At 68.1% G+C, this 17,716-nt stretch carries 19 protein-coding genes and 1 pseudogene; 8 read left to right on the top strand and 12 right to left on the bottom strand.

Annotated elements, in window-relative coordinates:
• Positions 1-46: 46 nt before the first annotated feature.
• Together DSM104329_RS05455 and DSM104329_RS05450 are read right to left on the bottom strand one after the other, a co-directional pair.
• The gene (locus DSM104329_RS05455; RefSeq protein WP_259314381.1) at positions 47-1,066 is read right to left on the bottom strand and encodes a helix-turn-helix transcriptional regulator; all 1,020 of its coding nucleotides are present in this window, start codon (positions 1,064-1,066) and stop codon (positions 47-49) included.
• A 39-nt stretch (positions 1,067-1,105) separates the two neighbouring features.
• Entirely contained in the window at positions 1,106-1,321 is a 216-nt protein-coding gene (locus DSM104329_RS05450) for an FmdB family zinc ribbon protein (RefSeq protein ID WP_259314380.1), read from the bottom strand.
• Positions 1,322-2,025: 704 nt separating this feature from the next.
• Here DSM104329_RS05450 and DSM104329_RS05445 point away from each other — a divergent pair.
• Both DSM104329_RS05445 and DSM104329_RS05440 read left to right on the top strand, forming a co-directional pair.
• Positions 2,026-2,400 (top strand): PRC-barrel domain-containing protein, encoded by a 375-nt coding sequence (locus tag DSM104329_RS05445; RefSeq protein ID WP_259314379.1) that lies wholly within the window; start codon positions 2,026-2,028, stop codon positions 2,398-2,400.
• Between the two features lie 177 nt (positions 2,401-2,577).
• On the top strand, positions 2,578-3,522 hold the full coding sequence (locus DSM104329_RS05440; RefSeq protein WP_259314378.1) for a YihY/virulence factor BrkB family protein: 945 nt from the start codon (positions 2,578-2,580) through the stop codon (positions 3,520-3,522).
• 423 nt (positions 3,523-3,945) lie between these two features.
• Here DSM104329_RS05440 and DSM104329_RS05435 read toward each other — a convergent pair whose 3' ends face one another.
• Both DSM104329_RS05435 and DSM104329_RS05430 read right to left on the bottom strand, forming a co-directional pair.
• Positions 3,946-4,944, bottom strand: a complete 999-nt coding sequence (locus DSM104329_RS05435) for a hypothetical protein (RefSeq protein ID WP_259314377.1) — start codon at positions 4,942-4,944, stop codon at positions 3,946-3,948.
• A 1,069-nt stretch (positions 4,945-6,013) separates the two neighbouring features.
• Positions 6,014-6,328: a hypothetical protein gene (locus DSM104329_RS05430; RefSeq protein ID WP_259314376.1), complete on the bottom strand. Its 315-nt coding sequence runs from the start codon at positions 6,326-6,328 to the stop codon at positions 6,014-6,016.
• A gap of 54 nt (positions 6,329-6,382) precedes the next feature.
• Here DSM104329_RS05430 and DSM104329_RS29030 point away from each other — a divergent pair.
• Positions 6,383-6,562: pseudogene (locus DSM104329_RS29030) on the top strand (ImmA/IrrE family metallo-endopeptidase); the annotation flags it as partial.
• 43 nt (positions 6,563-6,605) lie between these two features.
• Positions 6,606-7,040, top strand: a complete 435-nt coding sequence (locus DSM104329_RS05425; protein WP_259314375.1) for an ImmA/IrrE family metallo-endopeptidase — start codon at positions 6,606-6,608, stop codon at positions 7,038-7,040.
• Between the two features lie 108 nt (positions 7,041-7,148).
• Here the strand turns inward: DSM104329_RS05425 and DSM104329_RS05420 are convergent, their stop codons facing one another.
• A complete protein-coding gene (locus tag DSM104329_RS05420; RefSeq protein WP_259314374.1) occupies positions 7,149-7,760 on the bottom strand; it encodes a hypothetical protein in 612 nt (203 codons plus the stop codon).
• Between the two features lie 985 nt (positions 7,761-8,745).
• Between DSM104329_RS05420 and DSM104329_RS05415 the strand changes: the two genes are divergently transcribed.
• Entirely contained in the window at positions 8,746-9,342 is a 597-nt protein-coding gene (locus DSM104329_RS05415) for a helix-turn-helix domain-containing protein (RefSeq protein WP_259314373.1), read from the top strand.
• 35 nt (positions 9,343-9,377) lie between these two features.
• Positions 9,378-9,692: a hypothetical protein gene (locus DSM104329_RS05410; RefSeq protein WP_259314372.1), complete on the top strand. Its 315-nt coding sequence runs from the start codon at positions 9,378-9,380 to the stop codon at positions 9,690-9,692.
• A gap of 198 nt (positions 9,693-9,890) precedes the next feature.
• On the opposite strand, the gene DSM104329_RS05405 is transcribed toward DSM104329_RS05410, so the two are convergent.
• Both DSM104329_RS05405 and DSM104329_RS05400 read right to left on the bottom strand, forming a co-directional pair.
• Positions 9,891-10,649, bottom strand: a complete 759-nt coding sequence (locus DSM104329_RS05405) for a hypothetical protein (RefSeq protein WP_259314371.1) — start codon at positions 10,647-10,649, stop codon at positions 9,891-9,893.
• The gene (locus DSM104329_RS05400; protein WP_259314370.1) at positions 10,642-11,673 is read right to left on the bottom strand and encodes a hypothetical protein; all 1,032 of its coding nucleotides are present in this window, start codon (positions 11,671-11,673) and stop codon (positions 10,642-10,644) included. Before DSM104329_RS05400 ends, DSM104329_RS05405 begins: the two co-directional genes overlap by 8 nt.
• Before the next feature lie 73 nt (positions 11,674-11,746).
• On the opposite strand from DSM104329_RS05400, the gene DSM104329_RS05395 reads away from it, so the two are divergent.
• Positions 11,747-11,959, top strand: a complete 213-nt coding sequence (locus tag DSM104329_RS05395) for a helix-turn-helix domain-containing protein (protein ID WP_259314369.1) — start codon at positions 11,747-11,749, stop codon at positions 11,957-11,959.
• Here the strand turns inward: DSM104329_RS05395 and DSM104329_RS05390 are convergent.
• From DSM104329_RS05390 to DSM104329_RS05375, 4 genes are all read right to left on the bottom strand, one after another.
• A complete protein-coding gene (locus tag DSM104329_RS05390; protein ID WP_259314368.1) occupies positions 11,933-13,009 on the bottom strand; it encodes a tyrosine-type recombinase/integrase in 1,077 nt (358 codons plus the stop codon). The two genes, DSM104329_RS05395 and DSM104329_RS05390, sit on opposite strands and share 27 nt — an antisense overlap.
• 68 nt (positions 13,010-13,077) lie before the next feature.
• Positions 13,078-15,456, bottom strand: a complete 2,379-nt coding sequence (locus tag DSM104329_RS05385; RefSeq protein WP_259314367.1) for a hypothetical protein — start codon at positions 15,454-15,456, stop codon at positions 13,078-13,080.
• A 155-nt stretch (positions 15,457-15,611) separates the two neighbouring features.
• A complete protein-coding gene (locus DSM104329_RS05380) occupies positions 15,612-15,869 on the bottom strand; it encodes a hypothetical protein (RefSeq protein ID WP_259314366.1) in 258 nt (85 codons plus the stop codon).
• A 107-nt stretch (positions 15,870-15,976) separates the two neighbouring features.
• The gene (locus tag DSM104329_RS05375; protein WP_259314365.1) at positions 15,977-16,204 is read right to left on the bottom strand and encodes a helix-turn-helix domain-containing protein; all 228 of its coding nucleotides are present in this window, start codon (positions 16,202-16,204) and stop codon (positions 15,977-15,979) included.
• Between the two features lie 97 nt (positions 16,205-16,301).
• Between DSM104329_RS05375 and DSM104329_RS05370 the strand changes: the two genes are divergently transcribed.
• Complete coding sequence (locus DSM104329_RS05370; protein WP_259314364.1) at positions 16,302-16,766, top strand: hypothetical protein; 465 nt, start codon at positions 16,302-16,304, stop codon at positions 16,764-16,766.
• Between the two features lie 381 nt (positions 16,767-17,147).
• Here DSM104329_RS05370 and DSM104329_RS05365 read toward each other — a convergent pair whose 3' ends face one another.
• Positions 17,148-17,462 carry a hypothetical protein gene (locus tag DSM104329_RS05365; RefSeq protein ID WP_259314363.1) on the bottom strand — a complete coding sequence of 105 codons (315 nt, stop codon included), beginning with the start codon at positions 17,460-17,462 and terminating at the stop codon, positions 17,148-17,150.
• Positions 17,463-17,716: the final 254 nt, after the last annotated feature.

Genomic DNA, 17,716 nt, shown 5'->3' with positions numbered 1-17,716 from the left:
TTGGGTCGGGACGATGCCTCGTGTCGAACGCACTCATCGACCGGCCCTACAGGCTCTCGCGGAGCGCCCGGGCGACGGCGTCGCCGGCCGTGCTCACCCCGAGCTTGGCTTCCAGGCGCGCGAGCCGCTCGCGGACCGCGTGAAGACTCAAGAACAGCTCCCACGCGAGCTCGGCCTCGCCCTGGATGACACTGGCGGCACGCAGGACCTCGGTCTCGCGGGCGGTCAGACCGAGCCGGTCGAGAGCATCTGGGCGGAAGCTCGCCACGGTCTCCTCGAGCAGCAGCGCATGCGGATCGCCGGGGAGCAGGCAGACGGTGAGGCGCCGGCCATCGCGCTCGCTCACCAGCGGCGGGCGCGGCGGCAGTGCCAGCCACTCGGCGACAGGTCGGGGCAGCCAGCCGGGGTGTTCCGCCACACCGAAGTGCTCCGTCAACCAACGCCCGGCGTCGGTGCTGGAGAGCTCGATCTCGCCCTCGCGATCGAGCAGAATCACCGCGGTCCCGGGCGGAGGGTCGTCAGCGAGCGCGCGGACGAGGCGCCCGTGCGCCTGCGTGGCCCGCAGCGCACCCTCAAGCCCTGGGCGGGCGAGGTCGAGCACGTCGCGGTCGCGCTCGGAGAACTCGCGTTCGGTGCGGCCGAGCGCCGCAACGACCGCCTCGCCGCGACCGGTGCGCACGCCGATCGCGATCTCGTACTCCACGCCCGCGGCGTGCAGGAGGTCGCCGTAGAGCTCGCTGCGCGTGAGGGCGCCGGGCTCGACGACCTCCGACAACCGCACGGCCGGGCGCCGGCGGGCCGCGTGCGCCGCGAGCAGCGGATGGTCGCCGGCGTGCGGCACGACCGCCTCGAAGGCGCCGGAGGGCTCCGCACCGTCCGGGATGGCCACGTGATCGACGGCGCCCGTGACGAGCTCGACCCGATCCCAGGTCAGGAGATCCGCGGGAACGAGCTCGGCGAGCGCGGGAAGCGCGCGACGTCGCAGCTCGGCCTCGGTGCGGGCCCCCACGATCGAGCGGGCGAACCCGTACGCGGCGCCCACGTCGGTGTCGGCGAGCCAGGGCATGGCAACGCCTGTGACGATACACCCGCTCCGCGGCCACCATCACTTCTCACCGCCACCTTTCGGCTGCTCGCTGGGCTTGAGTCTCCGGTGGTCCGTCGAGTAGAACCCGGTGCCCTTGTAGCGCGGGGCGAACGGCTGAAGCACGCGCTCGACCTTCTGCCCGGTCGTCGGGCAGCTGACCAGGCTGTCGTCGGTGATCCGCTGCGTGATCTCGAACGTCGAGCCGTCGTGGCGGCGATAGACGTAGACGGGCATTGTCAGCCGGGATTCTTCTACGCCGCGCCGGCACAAGCGCTCGGGCCTGCACGTCTTTTCTGCTGGGCGCGTCACCTGCCCAGACCGGGCAAGGAAGGCGGCCCGTCCGATATCCCCGATCCCGAGGTCGGAGAAGCAACGCTGGCCCACTGCTTCGTGCTTTGCGCGCCCGCACCTCGCGTCGCCGCGACAACCTGGCAATCTCGAGCACCGATCCCGGGCAGAATGCGCGACGGTTGGGCGGTCGCGGCGACCAAGGAGCGGACGTGCCAACGTGATCGTGGTGGCCGAGTCCGACACGGACGAACCCAGCGCGTTCAGCCACGATCGCCGGTCGCCCAGAGATGCTCGCCGCTGCGCCGCTGCGCCGCTGCGCCGCTGAGCCGCTGAGCCGCCGCGCCGATGCGCTGTCGGCGCGGCGTCAGCGCGCGCAGGTGCCCGGTGTCGCCGCTCCAACGTCCCCGCTGCCATCCTTCGCGAGGCCGCCGACGATGAACGTCGCGACACCAGCACCCCGGGTCCATTCGGGGGCGTAGTGGACCCCGTTCGGGTTCGTGGTCGCGGAGGGCCCGCCTTGATGCCGTCCGTGGGTCGCGGCTCGCCTTGCCGACGGGCTCGCGCCGGCCGCAGGGGGTTCCGGCTGGGCTGCAGCGCGCGTAACATGGGTAGATGCCGGGATCCGGTCGTAGAGGAGGATTGAGGCGATGGGCGAGCACCAGCGGGACTCCGAGTGGAACGTCGCCGAATGGCACGGCAAGATGCTGGTCGACCGCAATGGCGAGAAGATCGGCAAGCTGCAGGACGTCTACGTCGACGTCGAGAACGACGAGCCACAGTTCGGCACCGTCAAGGAGGGCTTCATCGGGCGCCACTTGACCTTCGTGCCGCTCGGTGGCATCAGCGTCGGTCCCGATGACCTGCAGGTAGCGGTCTCCAAGGAGCAGGTCAAGGACGCGCCCAACATCGAGCAGCACGGCGACGAGCTCTCCCAGGCAGACGAGTCGGTGCTCTACCACCACTACGAGCTCAACTACACCCCGCCCAACACGGAGAGCGGGCGCCGACTCGCTCGTCGCTGAGGTGCCCATCCCTACGGCACGACACCCGGCGAGCCATCTCGGCGCGGCGAGCCCGCCCTCGGCAGCAGCGGGGGCTCCTGCAGCATCTGCGAGGCCGCGACCAGCATGTCGGGCCGTGTTGTCAGGTCGCTAGACGCCTTTCAGCGACGCCACCGCTGGGCCGGCTTCCCGCTCGCTGTGGTGTACAAGTTCGCGGACGACCAGGGCGGCTACCTGGCGGCGCTGATCACCTACTACGGGTTCCTGTCGCTGTTTCCGCTGCTGCTGTTGCTGGCCACGATCCTCGCCTTCGCGCTGCACGGAGATCCGCATCTGCAGGCCAGGCTGTTGGACTCGGCGCTGGCCCAGTTCCCCGTCATCTCCAGCCAGTTGCGCGAGAACGTGCACGCAAACTCGGGCAGCGGGCTGGCGCTGGTGATCGGAATCGTGGGCGCGCTGTATGGCTGCCTGGGTGCCGCCCAGGCCACCCAGAACGCGCTCAACCGCGCGTGGGCTGTGCCGCGCAACGTGCGCCCGAACCCGATCAAGTCCCGCCTGCGCAGCCTGCTGCTGGTGCTCGTGCTCGGCCTCGGGGTGTTGGTCACGACCGGGCTGTCAGGTCTCACGACCGGCGCGGGCGCCCTGGGCGCCAGCGTGGCCGGCGGGTTGCGAGTCGGCGCAATCCTGATCGCCGCGCTCGCCAACATCGCCTTGTTCATGCTCGCCTTTCGGGTGCTCACCGCGCGAGAGATCCCCACCCGCCACCTACGCCTCGGCGCCGTGGTCGCCGGAATCGGCTGGCAGATCGTGCAGCTCACCGGCACCTACTTCGTCAGCCACGCCCTCAAGGGCACGCGGGAGTCATACGGCGTCTTCGCGCTCGTGCTCGGACTGCTCGCCTGGATCTACGTGCTGGCGCTCGTCACCGTCGTGGCGGCGGAGATCAACGTCGTCGCCCAGCGACGGCTGTGGCCGCGGGCGCTGCTGACACCCTTCACCGACGACGTCCAGCTCACATCCGCCGACAAACGCAGCTACACGGCCTACGCCGAAAGTGAACGCCACAAGGGCTTTCAAACCGTCGACGTCGACTTCCAACCAGAGCAACCCAGCCCGCACGACGAGGAAGAAACGGGCGCGTGAAGGCCGGCGCTCGAGAAGCGCGTCGACGCGCTTCGCTGCCCGCGCTCTTCAGTCGCGGAGCAATTCATGCCTGATCGATGCCCGCCGCCTCGACGCGGACCCCCAGAAAGAACGAAAGCCCCCTGGCGAGAGGGGGCTTCCGTATAGCGGGGGCGGGATTCGAACCCGCGACCTTCGGGTTATGAGATCGTGCGTGTGAGGAAACCAGGGTGCGTTCTCGCCGTCTCACGGCATCCACCGCGGTCACGGTCGGCTGAGTTCGCCTCGGATTGATGCCCGACTTGATGCCCGCCCGGCAGTCGCGCCTCATTCAGACTCCTGTCGGACCTTGAGTCCGCCTCGCGAGCCGCCGATGATCAGCGGCATCGCCTTGGCCGCCGGAGTGCTGCTCTGGGGCTCTCGATCTTGGCGCGCCGAGGTCCGTCAGCCCGGTGCGGGTGCTATCGCGCGTCGCGCCTGGGCGACGAGATGTTCGATGAGGCCTGCCTCCCCGTGCTGCCGGCGTTGGCGCAGCACCGCCGCGAACTGCCCCGCGCGCTCAAGGGCCTCCTGGCGAGACGGCTGGCTGTGGCCGTTCAGGGGCTCGGCAGCGAGTTGCCACGCGTCGGCGTGGCCGGGCATGCCGGCGGCGCGGTACGCCGCTGCCGCGGCCGAGGCGAAGTACGGGTCGGCCGCCGCCACCTCGACGCCCATGCGGTCGACCGCCTCGTCGACGACCTCGACCGCCGACGCGCCACCATGCAGGTCGCGGGTGGCGCCGGTCAAGATGGTCCAGCCGACCGGACCGTCGGACTGCACGGCGATAGTCGCCCGTGCGAGCTCGACGGCGTCACGGCTGCGGTCGGTCCTGCGCAGACACGCGGCGAGCGAGTGGCGGGCCATGGATCGTTCGCCGGCGGCGCGCGGGTCGCCCGCGGCACTGATGTCGGCGTACGCCACTGCTCGGTGTGCGGCGATCACCGCAAGGTGTGGCAGTGCCGGGTCTCCCTCGCGTAGCGACCGGGCGAGCCTCACCAGCTCGTGCGGCACGGTGCACACCGCGATCACACGCACCGCGTCATCAGCCACGTGCTGCGCATCGGCGCTGGGACGCCACTCGCCCAACGCGTTAAGGATCGCGGCGCGGTGTGCGTCGGAAGGCTGTCGGCACAGTGCCTCCCACAGCCAGACGCGGCGTAGGTGCGTGTGGTGGGCGGCTAGGGCGGGGTCGCGGTTTCTCTCCGACCAGAACTTGTGCACTCGGCTAATGCGCATCGCAGCCACGTATTCGGTTGGATCGACCGATAAGAGCCGTTCGTTCACAATCCGAACCAGCTCGAACCGGTCGGATGGGCAGAACTTCGGGTGCGGATCCAGGTCCCGGCTTCCCGCAAGCTCCTTGAGCGCCGCATGGTCATCCCACGGCACGTCGTCGTAACGCACGCGGCGCATCCAATCGTGTGGGCGGTGATGGATGCAAGGTCGCACCCCCACTTCTCGAACGCCAAGGGGCGACCGGTAGCGGGTGTACGCTGCACCGAGTCAGTCCCATCAGTTCGTTGGGAGGGGGTACCCGGATGCCCTGGCGAGCTTCATACGGCTCTCTAAGACGAGGAGGCCCACTCTCGCGTTGAGGCAGCAGCGGCGCCGCTGTGCATTCCACGCACTGTCGCAAATGGACGCGGAGCGGCAGCCCGGCGCACCGACCGCGCCGCTACACCGTCCACTGGCACCTCGCGTACGTGACATCCCACGGAAGCGCAACCGTTGACTGTCCCTTTGGGCGACTGGGGGCTCGCACCCATGACTTCAGCGGAGGTCAGCGCCAGCCTCGTGGCGATGAGCAAGCCGCCGCTGACCGCGGAGCAGGAAGCGGCATGCTCCCGGAGCGCGCGGAGCGCCGCGCAGCCGGCAGGTTAGCGCCGCAGCTTGGACGGGTACCGAGCGGCCGGCGCTGGACGTCTGTTGGGTTGCCAACACGGACGCGCGCAGCGATTATCCCGGGCGTGGGACGGGTCGGACATCTCGAAGACGACATGGACCGCATGTACGAGCGCACCGCAGGTGGTCGCCTGTCGTCCACCGGGCGGCCACGCTCGCGGGCCGAGCCGCCCAGGCCTGAATGGGCGGTCGTCGCCTCGGACGACCCCGACACTGCCGTCTCTCTGCACGCCGGTCGCGACGCAGCCCGCGCCGACATGAAGCAGCGCAACCGGCCGCACCGGTCGCGCCGACGCCGTACGAGGTCGAAGGGGCCCCACTTCATGGTCGTCCCGTGGGACGCAGAAGCGGGGCGGCCCGCACCACCTTCACGCGCCCGGCGGTGAACTGCCGCCCAGCACCAAGCGATCCGCGTGGTGTGCGCTCGCGTCATCCGCGGGAAGCGTCGCGATGAGATGACCGCCCCCGACGAGGCACGAGCAGCCGAGCAAGAACTCCGCTTGGAGTGGCCGCGGGAGCACCACGGCCAGATCCGATTCGAAGTTGCGAACCCGGCCAGATGTCCGTGCGGCTACATGGCCAAAATAATCTGATTTGCGGGCAGCTCACCTCGTACGAGCGTGGCGAACGCGAGCCGTACGCCGAGACCGTCGAGCGGCTCGCGGCCGCGTTGTCGTTCCCGATGTCGTTCTTCGTCGGTGAGGACATTGAGGAGCCTCCGGTCGAGAGCGTGAGCTTCCGCTCGATGAGTGCGATGACCGCGAGCCAGCGCCACCAGGCGATCGGCGCCGCAACGATCGCCCTGCAGCTCGATGACTGGATCCGCGCACGTTTCGACCTCCCACAGCCCGACCTGCCGCATCTGCGGGACACCGATCCGGAGCAAGCAGCTGACGGGCTACGGGCGCTTTGGGGCCTCGGCGAACGACGGGCGCCGAACATGGTCCGCTTGCTCGAGGCGCACGGTGTCCGGGTGTATTCGCTCGTGCAGGACTGCGCTGAGGTCGACGCGTTCTCGTTCTGGCGGCGCGGGATCCCGTACGTCTTCCTCAACAGCATGAAGACGGCTGAACGCAGTCGGATGGACGCAGCCCACGCGTTCGGCCACCTCGTCATGCACACGCACGGGCGCCCGGCGGCGACGCGCCGAAGACGAAGCGCAGGTGTTCGGCTCGGCGTTCCTGATGCCGCGGCGCAGCGTCCTGGCCGACGCGCCACGTGGCGGCGGCGTGGAGCAGATCATCAGAGCCAAACGTCGGTGGAATGTCGCGGCGATGAACCTGGCGCGCCGCATGCATCGCCTCGGCCTGCTCAGCGATTGGCAGGCACGCTCGACGTACATCGAGCTCGGTCAGCGGGGCTACCGGGCCGGCGAACCGCGGGGCATCGAGCGGGAGACGTCGCAGATCCTGCCGAAGGTCTTCCAGACCCTCAAGGGGGAGGGTGTGAGTCGTCGGGACGTCGCTCGCGAACTCAGGGTCCCAGTGGAGGAACTGAACCGGGCCGTATTCGGGCTCACGCTGGCGTCGGATCGTGGGCGCGCACACGCGATGGCACCGACAACGAGCGGACCGCCCGACCTGCGCGTCGTGGTCTAGCGAGGATGGCGTCCGGGCGGGCGGCGCAGGTTTGCCGCCCGCCCAGCAAGAAAGTTGCGAACTAACCCCCTCCACCGATGACATTGCCGCGGGTTCTGAAGCCCCGCGTCACGGGAGCGAGTTCCAGAGCGTCGCCAGCCCGGCTGCCTCGCTCTGGAGGAGGAGGTCGATCCCGTCCGGCGGCTCGGTGGTCTGCTGGAACAGCTTGCCGCGCTGCAAGTCGAGGATGCCGACGGCGGTGCCGTTGCCGCCGACCGTGGTCTCCAGCAGACGCAGCGACAGGTTCACCTTGTGCTGGGTCAACTTATCGGACTTGAAGTAGAGCTTGATGATCTCCGGCCCGCCGTCGACGGCGACCCAGAGTTCCGGGCTGACATTGACCTCCAGGTCGCCGCTCTTCCAGATCACCTTCTTGGGCGCCTGCCAGACGATCGTCTTCTTGCCCGACACGCCGGCCCACTTGCGCAACCCGTTGCGGCACGCCCCGTACAGATCGTGCTTCTTGGGGTCGGTGACCTCGGCGAGGAGCACGTCGAACTTGTTGGGGTCCCAGCCGTCCTCGAAGGTCTGAACGATCCGCTTCCGGAGCGGCCCGTAAAAGTCGGTCGCCGGGTTGTACTCCTGACCGTAGTGCTTCTTGGCGTCCGAGATCCGTCGCAGCCGGGTCGTCCCGGTGGCGGCAATGTAGTCGAGGAACGTCGTCATAGAGATCTGGGGCATCGGTGCCCTCCCTTCCGTGGCGCGGGTAGGCAGTCAGCCGCCAGCCTCGAATATGGGCGTCACGGGGCCCTGCCACCCCGGCGACGCCCGATTGATACGGACGGCGTTAGCCGCGAGGATGTCCCGTAGTCCGTAGAACTTGAGGCGGCGGTCACGTACCGCGCGCTAATTGCGGAGCGTAACTCGTGCCACCGGACGACCGGCTGCTGCCGCCGGTCGCCTCGCACACGGTCGTGCGCGGACTCCGGCGGCCATGCGAACGTCACGTTGCGCCCGGCAATGGCGGAGCGGTGGTGACCGCCATTGGGACTGGCCATCCGGGCCCTCCTTTCTCGTTTATCTCCCTTGGACTGCTCGGCGGGCAGCCGCGCCCTCGTGAGCACGAAACACATGATTCCATGCCGTGCGGCCGGCACGACACAAAACTGCCGCAAACCGCCGTAATCCGTAAAGGGGACTACGAGCGGCGAGCCCTGACGCCGCGCAGGCGCCGACAGCCGGGCGAGAGACGCGGCGGGAGGCGCGGGACGGAGGCGAACTGCCCGTGCAGATCAGTTCGCTGTCGCTGGATGGTAATGCGGCGCGCGCTGCCGGGATGATGGCTGAGCGGCTGTCGTTTCCGGACGACGAGGAGCAGCGCGCCACCGCCACGTGACAGCACGCCGCTGCTCACCTAGGTCAGGCGACCGCGTGGATGCTCCGCCCGGGCCTCCCCATGCCGGATCTCGGTAGATCGCTCTGGTTGTCCTCAAGCACGCCCCAGATCTGCGCGGAGGCCCTGCCAATCATGAACTCGATCGCAGCGGGTCGCCGTGCCGATCGTCGCTGTCTCATCCGCGTGCAAGCCACGGCTGCCTGATGTGAGCTGACGGACTGCCCTAGCCCGGTCCGCCAAGCGCCTAGCCGCTGAATCGGTGTGAGCGACGTGCGTCGGGTGCAACGGACTATGTTGCATTATCAAATGCAACGCAATATGTTGCAGATCATGAGAATCAACGAAGCCGGTCTAGATGAAGACGCGACGAGCTTGGCGCTGATGGTCCACACGGCGCGCACAGACGCCGACTTGTCGATCCGCGAGCTGGCGCGGCGAGCCGACGTGACGGCGAGCCAGATCAGTCGGGTCGAGAAACAAGAGATCCGCAAGCCGTCCACGGACTTCCTACTGTCGATCGCCCGAGCGCTCGGCAAGCCAGCCGAGCCGCTGCTGTACATGGCGGGGCACATCACGGATGAAGAGTTCGACCGCCTGACCGTCGGGTGGCGCGAGGTTCTTGACGTCCTGAGGACCTCAGCTGAGATCATTGAGGGGTCTCGTCACGACGGTCGACGGGATATCGCCGCGCAGGGCATGTTCTTTGGGCCAGGCGTCTCCGAATGGGCGGTTTCGCTGTTGACGCTGGGCGGCCGGGAGGCCGAGCGAGAACTACGCGACCTGTTGGCCATGTGGCAGGCACTCACGCCCGTGCGGCGCCGACTTCTGCTCGCTTGCGCAGCCGATCAGGAGCGTCTTTCGCAAGCAGACCGACGGGACAACAATCAGGGCCGCTATCGCGTCGACCTGCGTTTGGAGGAGCAGTGATCGCCGAGGGCTGCTTGCACAATGGTCGGTCGGTCATGATCCGCATCACCGATCACGCCGTCCAGCGATACCGGGAGCGTGTCAAGCCCGGCATCACCACAGCCCAGGCACAAGCCGAGTTGGCCTCATTGACGAACATTTGTCCGATCCGCGAAGGCACACCCGCTTGGCTTCGATCAGCCCAACGATCGCTGTTTCACCTCGATGCCGGAACGGTGATGGTGGCGCTCGACCCAGACCCCGCCGACGTCTCGCGGCTCATGGCGCGCACGGTCCTCACGACCGGCTGCTTCCGTAGCTGCAGACGACGGGAGAGTCGGCGGCAGCGAACAGCTCCCGCGCTCCGGTGATGTGGGATACGACGCAGCGTTTACCAAGCGCCGCCGGTGTCGCGCTCCGCTGGCCACAACTCGGACACACCGTCTTCCCTCTCACGTTCCAGCGGACGGAGGACACGCGGCGCTGCTCGGCGTCGAGCGGATCACGGCTGCTTTCGACGAAACGAAGCAGCAACTGGGCGGCTTGGAAAGCCGCTTCGTCGCCCCAGCTCAGCGGCGCAGCCCGGATTGCGCGTCCAGCAGCGCGGAGTCGTCGTCCGGGAAGCCGGGAATGCGACCGTCCACCCAGTCCTGCCAGAGCTCATGGCCGCGCCAGCTCCGGTCGAGAAGCGCGGCCGCCTCGGGCGACGGAGGCGCCGCCTGCTCGGCAACCCGGGCGTCGCCGTCACCGTCGCTCTCGATGCCACTCGATGCAGCAGGAGCGGCCGCCCAGGGCGGCCCGTCCTCGCGATACCAACCGCATGTGAGCTTCCCGCCCTTGGTGGCGAAGCCGAGTTCATAAACCTGTTGCCACGAGACCGTTCTTGCCGCCGCCTCGGGATACAGATCTGCGAAGAGGCCCGCGATCACCGCCTCCCATCGCAAGCGGCCAGCGGGCGTCGTGAGATCGATGCCCGGGTCGCGATCGCGGATCGCCCTCGTGACGTCGTCCATCTCGAGAAACCGGGCGAATGGATTGCGCGTGCCGTGGCGCGGCTCGGCATACCGCACGACAAACTCATGGACCCTCCGCGCCCAGCGGGTCGGATAGCGCCCTCCGTAGCGCCGCTCAATCCTCTCGATGGCACCGCCCAGCCACTCCGGGGCAACGGGCGGCGGGTTCGGCACACGACGCAGATCGCATCCGAACGTGTCGGCCATCACCTCGTAGAACTCGTAGGCGAGGGAACCCTGCATCCGGGGATCACGAACACGAGCCCAAGCCTCGACCAGGTCGGAGAACACCAGATCCCGCGATGGCTCAGACATCGCGCGGCCACTCCTTCACCGGCTGCACGACGTGAAGTTCCCGAGGATCAAGGATGCGTCGAGCCATCGCAGCGAGTCTGTCGGCACGGGCGGTCATCTGGTCGGCAAACGCATTCTCTCGCAGGAGCGCTCCGTCCAGCAGATGCGTGGCCAGAATGCGGTCTACGTGCTCTGGGCCGAACGCCTTGTCAAGCGACGTGACGTAATCAGCCGGGCCGCGGTCCGAGATCCACGAGTTCGTCGCCGGCGACAGCAACGCAAGGTTCGCAGGCTGGTCGACGTCGCCGCCGGCTCGTATCGGTGGCCGCTTCACGAGCCAGCTGCGCGGGAATACATGGTGCTCGTGTTCGCGCTCGACCTGTACGAGCTGGCGCCGGCTGGATCCGCTGGCCTCGACCAACTTGATCCCGATCATCGGCTCACCGGTGACCAGGTCTACAGGCTCGACCTGCCAGAGCAGCGAGCGGACCAGCCGCGCCCGGCTCCCGCTGCTGCGGTAGCCGGCTTTCGAGAGCCAGTTGCCGTCAGGGTCGACAAGCAGTCGAGCGTGTGCGATGACCGGTGGATCGTTGGCCGCGGGCACGCCGGCTCTGAGCCAGTCCACGAGCTCCTGCGCCGCCGTTCGCACCGCGTCGACGTCGCGTTGCTGTCGAGCGCGATTCTTCAGAGTCATCGACCACCACCATGCACTGAGTGCGCGGTGGTACCGGTACGACCCGTTCTCGAGTCGCCGCCGGCCCCCGGACGGGTCGAGCTCAAGGAGAGCGGCTGCAGACACAAGAAGCGCGAATGCGTCGGCGTCCTGCGGCACCACATGCAGGTAGCGCTCACGCCAAAGGAAGCGGGCCACCCTCTTGAGCGCAGTCACCGGGGAGGCCGCCGCTCGGCCCGCGAGCTGAAACAGAAGGTCCTGCTCTTCCTCATGCAGTCCGCTGAACGCCGGGATGTACTCGAGATGCGCTCGCTGGTGCCTGAAGAACGCTCGCCTTTCGGTGCGACGCCTCAGCATCGTTCGGGCACCCATGCGTCGGCACATTATCCGGACCGAGAGGTTTTGTCTGTAGAGCTTTCGTCTACCTCCCGCGAGCATCGAGCCGATGTCGCCGCGGGAGCGATTCGCCGCGAACCTGCGTGCCAAACGACTCGCTCTCGGGCTCTCTCAAGAGGCTCTCGGAGACGCATGCAACCTCCACCGCACCGAGATCAGCCTGCTCGAGCGGGCCGGCCGGGATCCGAGGCTCGCGACGATCGTCGTGATCGCCCGCGCCCTCGGGGTTCCCCCCTCAGAGCTCCTCGCCGGAATCCGCTGAGCGACCGAAAGCGCGCTCGACGAACTTCAAGCCGTGCGATGCGTCGGGCGCGTACGCGGCGTAGATGAGCGTCGTCTGGTAGCTCTCGTGCCCCATCCACTCCTGCAGCATTCGCATCGGTGTCCCAGCTGCCGCCATGGCCGTTCCATACGTGTGGCGCAGGTCGTGAAACCGCATGTGCGGCAGGCCGGCCGCCTTGAGGGCCGCCGTGAAGCGCTTGCGCAGCGCCGAGCTGTCGAGCACCGAGCCAAGTTCAGGGTGCGCGAAGACGAGGTCCTCGGGCGCCGTGAACGCCGATACCTGTGCCAACCTGCTGAGTGCCAGTGCGACTCGTGCCGACACTGGCACAGCCCGCGTCGAATGGCGGGACTTCGGTGAGCTGAAACGCCCACGGGTGAAGCTCTCCCGGACCCGCAGGACGCGCGCCTCGAGATCCACGTCTCTCCAGCGGAGGGCGAGCAACTCGCCCTGGCGGAGGCCGGACTGCGCGGCCGTCACCAGGATCGCCCGGTCGACCTCAGCGAACTTCGTCGCCCGAACATGGCTGATCAAGCGATCCAGCTGATCGGCCGACAGGAACCGCACCTCACCGCCGCGATCTGGGGCTCGAGGCTTGTCCAGCGCCTCGACGGGATTGGACGGCATCCAGCCTCGCCGCACAGCGAAGCCGAACAACCCGTGCAGGAAGTTCGCGTGGTTGACCACCGTCTTCGGGGCGAGTCCCGCACGGCGCCGACTTGCCAGGTATCCGGCGACCTGTGCTGCGTTGAGGCGATCTAGCTTAACGTCGCCGTAGAAGGGGATCACGTGGCGGCGCAGGATGCTGCGGTAGTCCTGCAAGGTTGTGGGCTTGCGGCCCAGGACCTCGTCGAGATGGGTGAGGTAGGCCTCGGCCGCAACGGCGATCGAAAGGCGCTCGTGGCTCGCCGCGACCTTCGTGGCTTGGGTGAGCTGCCGGAGCCGGCGTTCGGCCTGGACGCGCGTCAGCCCATCGCTCGTGCCAGCTGTGCGGACCGGTCCGACCTTGCGTTTGACGAGGCGACCATCCACGCGCCACTGGCCGTACCAGTTGCAGCCTCGCTGGAAGAGCGAGCCGGTCCCATATGGCCGGCGGGACATCAGCGGCCGTTCGCCGGTAGCAGCGTCGCTACGTCGCTGTGCCCGGTCGGCTGAGCGCCGGAGGCGAATCCGGGCGGAAGATGCAGAGGCGCAGTGCAGCGCCGGGTCGGTTGCCCGTTTCTGGTCCAGCCTGGGCCTGCTGGCCAGGACGACAGGGCGACGGCGAGCCTCAGCTTCATCGCCTCTGTTCGCCAGAACTCGGTGTTGACTCCTGGGATCCAGATGCGTCGATAGCTCCGCCCGAGTGAGCGGTCCATCGGGATGGCCGATGGTTCCCACGGGCGTGCGTCGCGGCGAGGCGGGAGCGCTTGCCCGTGCAGATAGCGAGCGACGGTCGTTCGGTCGATCTGCGCGACCTCCGCGAGCTCGACGACCAGCAGCCAGTCGCGTATCGGGGTGAGCGTCGGAGCTACGAGGCTCGGAGCGGGCGCGAGATCCGCGCCCGCCAGGATGTCGTCGAGCGTGAAGTCGATGGTCTCTGCGCCGGGCGGCGCGTCGTCAGGCACGATCTCCCATCGCGTCTCGTTGTGCCAGAGGGCGTCCAGCTCCTCGCGGACACGCTGGCGGATTTCGTATAGAGCGGACTGCTCGTAGAGCAGGCGACCGGACTCTGCCTGCTCGATGCGGAGCCGGTCCATCTGCTCAAACATCTGGGCGGCGCCGTCGCGCTGGCCGGCGACGAGGGCCTCCAACAGTTGCCGGTCACTCGGGTCCTCATCATCGGAGTCTCGACCCGCGGACAGCATGTGGGCGCTACCTGGCGCCGCGCGGGCGGCGAGGCGTTCGGCTCGCTCATGCAAGCGAGCGATCTCGGCGTCGACGAGTCGAAGCCGCTGCGCGAGGGCCTCCAGCCGTTTGCGATCGGGGCGCCGCCGGGCGCCTTCTGGACCGGTCAGCAGACGTCGGATGCCTTCGATCGCCCGGCCGGAGAGCAACTCGTAGAGGTCCTCCTGGTGGCGATCCGCGTACAGATTTCGCAAGGGATTGCCGGGCGGTGCGTGGTCAAGTAGGGCACTGCCGTACATCCCGGGCTCGAGGCGCGTCTGCGCCGCGCCCGAAGGGTGCTCCCGGTCCCACATCGCGCCAGCGCGCTCGGCAAGCTGCAGGGCCAGGCGTCGAAACTCGTGGGGCGTGTAGCCGACGTAGGCGCGGAGTTCGACGGGCAGATCAGGTGCCCAGCCTCCGTCGCGGGGAATGAGCGCCTTGGTCCCGCCCTTTCGGCCGCGCTTTGATGGCTGGCCGGAGAACATGACGCGTAGCGCGGAGGTGTCCCAGCGTGAGAGCGTCTGCTGACGAGCGACCAGAAGCGGGTGATCGGCCGGCAGGTCCGGTGACTCGGGGCGGGGGTTCACACGCCGCGCATCGGCGTAGTACACAGCCGATCGGTGACGGCGGAGGTACAGAAGCCACGCCTGCAGAAGCCGGGTCGTCTGCTGCGGGAGAGGCTTGCGACGAATGACGTTCTCGTCGAGCGTCTTGCCCGGGCGCAGAAGCAGCACGGCGCCGTGCCGGTGGTCAGGCGCAGGTCCGATCGTGTCGAGGACGAGATCGCTCTTGTTGAGGCGGCGGATCGCATCCAGGCGCCCTCCCAGAAGCACGAACAGCTCCAGCGCGACCAGTCGCCGAAGATCGAAGTACAGCCCGCCGGCGACCAGGCGGTAGTCAGGCATCGCGTTAACCGCGTCGAAGAGGTCGTCGCCCGCGTCGATCCTGAGGAACTTGCGTACACGCCGGTCGAGATCGGCCCAGGTCGTGCGCACCACCTCCAGTCGTGGTGCGCGGACCTCACGCCGAACGACGGCGGGCGGCTTGGGCACAGCGATGCCAGAACGTCGCGTCCAGTCAGCGAGCTCGGGGTACGTGTCGGTGGTCTGGTTGAGCTCGACGAAGATGCCGGCGAGTCGGCGGAACGCGTAAGCGCGCGTGCGCACTGATTCGATGGACGGCGGGCCGGCCGTACGGCGCTTGTTACCGGCGACGGTCGTTAGTGCGTACGTCTCCAGCGATCGGTCGGCGCGCCGGGCGAACACCTCCGGCCCGTCTTGGGCCATGCGCGAGATGACCGGCCACAGGCGCCGAGGGACGATCTCGGCGACCAACTCCTCGCTCAACGTCGCCAATGGGCCGGACTGGTGGACCAGGAGGCGATAACTGCGACGGACCGTGGCGAGGTCGGTGCCCAGTCGCTTTAGCGCCGTCGGACCGTCCGGCCACGGGCCGCCAGGAAGGTCCGCGAACGGTGCCGGCTCCAACTCCCCGCTTGCGGTGAACAACCCTGTGGTGGCGTACGCGACCGCGACGTGGCAGACCATGTGCCAAACGCGACCGGACCTGCCGTTCATCGTTCCGACCAGCCGGGAGAGCGCGACGAGCGGCAAGTCAGGAGCCGCACCGCCGGCGGAGGTATCAGGCAAGTTCCTCAGCATTCGTGGTTCTGGTTCCTCTGCACGATCTGGTGTGCTGGGATCCCAACCATCCATGCCAAAGAGGGTGAGCTCCTGAGCGCCACGGACACTTCGACAGCGGGCCATCATCAGACCTCGTCCTGCAGCTGTTCGACCGGCAGCGGAGGGATCTGGTCGCGCGCGAGACGCGGCGCCTCGACCTGGCCGTCGATAAGTAGTCGGGCGACCCAGAGCGCGAGCGGCCTCAGCTGGCCGGCGGCGACCATCCGCTCCGCCAGCCGACACACCTCATCGGTCTCAAAGCGCGGCTGGTACTTGCTAGAGATGTTGGCCAGAACGCCATCGGCGGGAAGACGAAGCACCCGGTCGACCGACACCTGAAGCACCAACGCGACCTCCCGCGGACGAAGCGTGGGCCGAGACGGTGAACTCCCGGCGCGGGCCCTCTGCGGCACGACCAGCTGCCCCGGCTTTCCGGGAGGTTCCGACGGACTCATCGCGCCCTCGTGCGGCCGGGCGCCGCGCCGTGTTCCACGTGGCGAATCCAGTCGTCGATCGCCTCGCGCCGATATCGGCGGTAACGACCGAGCAGGACGGTCGGAATGCGTCCGTTTCGGCTCTGCTCATAGACCCATGCCGCCGTCATGCCAAGGCGCTCGGCCACCTCCTCCGCCGTGAGGAGTCGCTCCGGGTTCGTTTGAGGCGCTCGTAGTTCGTCCATGCGCCGAACGCTGCCGAGGCGGCGCACATGCGTCTTGCAAGCTCATCCCTGTTCCTGCGCTCCTACATTCCTACGTTCCTGTCATCCTTCGCGGCCCGTGGCCAGGCGGATTCCGTGGGAAGACGAAGTCGCCACGCGGCGTCAGCAGCTCGCCGACGAGGCTCGAGCACTCGAGCAACATCTACGTGCTGAGTGGCCACCGGAGCACCACGGCCAGATCCGGTTCGAGGTTGCAAGCAGGCTCGGGATCAGCGAGGCAGAGCTCTCACGGCGCCTCAACTACCAGCCCACGCTCCGCAAGCCCGGACGCGCGAGACGCTCCGACTTCGTGTACACCGACGCCTACGTCAAGGCGGCGATCCACGCGTGGTGGGACACCTACGGCGCGGCTCCCAAGAAGGCGGACTGGTCGCCCCAGCAACTGAAACACCGCAACCGCTTGCGCCTCGAACGCTTCGAGCGCGGGTGGATCGACGATCATGGTGCGCGTCAGAAGTACCCGCGCCACGACCGCGTCCCATTCGACAGGCTCCTCTCCGAGGTCCAGCGCGACCGCGACTAGCTACCTCCTGAGCGCTGAATGAACCACCGCCTCCGACAACGCGGATAGCTGACGAGACAACGACTCGGCGGCGGACTGCGCAGCGCGCTCCGACGTTTCTCGCGCCATCGCGTCGGCGGCACAGGCGAACATCGCCAGCTCGATCGACCACCCGTACGCCTCGCCCGCAAGCTGCCGGCATGAACTAGCATCTTCGGCGCCGGTGACGCACCCACTGCGGCGCTGATTCCTCATTGTAGACATAGACCTATTTCTAACATATGTCTAGTTGGGCGAGTATGGGCAGCTGCCGACGAGCCGACTTCTGCGTCAGGTCAGGCGGTCTGCCGAGGCCCAACAACCATCGCTGCCGGCACGCACCTGAGCGGACGCGGCGTTTGCTCAAGCGAGTCGATACGGGCGCGGGCCAGGCTTGCGCTCCAGCGGCTCAAGGTAAGCCTGGACGTCGTCGCCTGCGATCACCGCATCGGCTGCCTCTGAGCTCCGGTATTGCCGCAAGGCGCGCGTGAGGCGTTCCGGATCCTCTGACGCTTCGAGCAGCAGCGCGGCCAGAAGCTCTTTGCGGGAGGTGCGCTCGCCAGCGTCGATAACGCGACGGACCAGTGCGTCCAAGCGCGAATCCAGCGGAACGGGGATGGACACGCCGATCTGTTTCTCCGCAGTGCTGCGCAGCGGGTCGCTCGGTTCTATCGGCATCGCCAGATGTTACGCAGCCGTTTCTCCGCGGTTCGCCGAGTAGTCCGGTCGGGCGCCGAGAAACCGGCCTCGCGGCAAGGGTGGATCCTATCCCGCGACGGGACAGACGAGGGAGCCCCCACCAGCACTGTCGCGCACGACAACATCACGGCGCGGGTGCGAGTCCGCACCGAGCGAGGGCACGACCTCCCCGCGTTATCACCCGGCGAGGCGCCCGCCACCAAGGTCCTACTGCTCCAAACAGCACACGGAGC

It is taken from the genome of Capillimicrobium parvum (genome assembly GCF_021172045.1).
GTDB lineage: Bacteria > Actinomycetota > Thermoleophilia > Solirubrobacterales > Solirubrobacteraceae > Capillimicrobium > Capillimicrobium parvum.
The sequence above is the reverse complement of the archived record's forward strand: the minus strand, read 5'-3'. Positions and strand labels throughout refer to the sequence as shown.

Bases quoted from the DNA above. Each gene is read 5' to 3' on its own strand.
- DSM104329_RS05410 (WP_259314372.1), top strand. From the start codon at position 9,378: ATGATCCGCATCACCGATCACGCCGTCCAGCGATACCGGGAGCGTGTC.
- DSM104329_RS05400 (WP_259314370.1), bottom strand. From the start codon at position 11,673: ATGGGTGCCCGAACGATGCTGAGGCGTCGCACCGAAAGGCGAGCGTTC.
- DSM104329_RS05455 (WP_259314381.1), bottom strand. From the start codon at position 1,066: ATGCCCTGGCTCGCCGACACCGACGTGGGCGCCGCGTACGGGTTCGCC.
- DSM104329_RS05375 (WP_259314365.1), bottom strand. From the start codon at position 16,204: ATGGACGAACTACGAGCGCCTCAAACGAACCCGGAGCGACTCCTCACG.
- DSM104329_RS05405 (WP_259314371.1), bottom strand. From the start codon at position 10,649: ATGTCTGAGCCATCGCGGGATCTGGTGTTCTCCGACCTGGTCGAGGCT.
- DSM104329_RS05395 (WP_259314369.1), top strand. From the start codon at position 11,747: ATGTCGCCGCGGGAGCGATTCGCCGCGAACCTGCGTGCCAAACGACTC.
- DSM104329_RS05420 (WP_259314374.1), bottom strand. From the start codon at position 7,760: ATGCCCCAGATCTCTATGACGACGTTCCTCGACTACATTGCCGCCACC.
- DSM104329_RS05445 (WP_259314379.1), top strand. From the start codon at position 2,026: ATGGGCGAGCACCAGCGGGACTCCGAGTGGAACGTCGCCGAATGGCAC.
- DSM104329_RS05415 (WP_259314373.1), top strand. From the start codon at position 8,746: ATGAGAATCAACGAAGCCGGTCTAGATGAAGACGCGACGAGCTTGGCG.
- DSM104329_RS05450 (WP_259314380.1), bottom strand. From the start codon at position 1,321: ATGCCCGTCTACGTCTATCGCCGCCACGACGGCTCGACGTTCGAGATC.
- DSM104329_RS05365 (WP_259314363.1), bottom strand. From the start codon at position 17,462: ATGCCGATAGAACCGAGCGACCCGCTGCGCAGCACTGCGGAGAAACAG.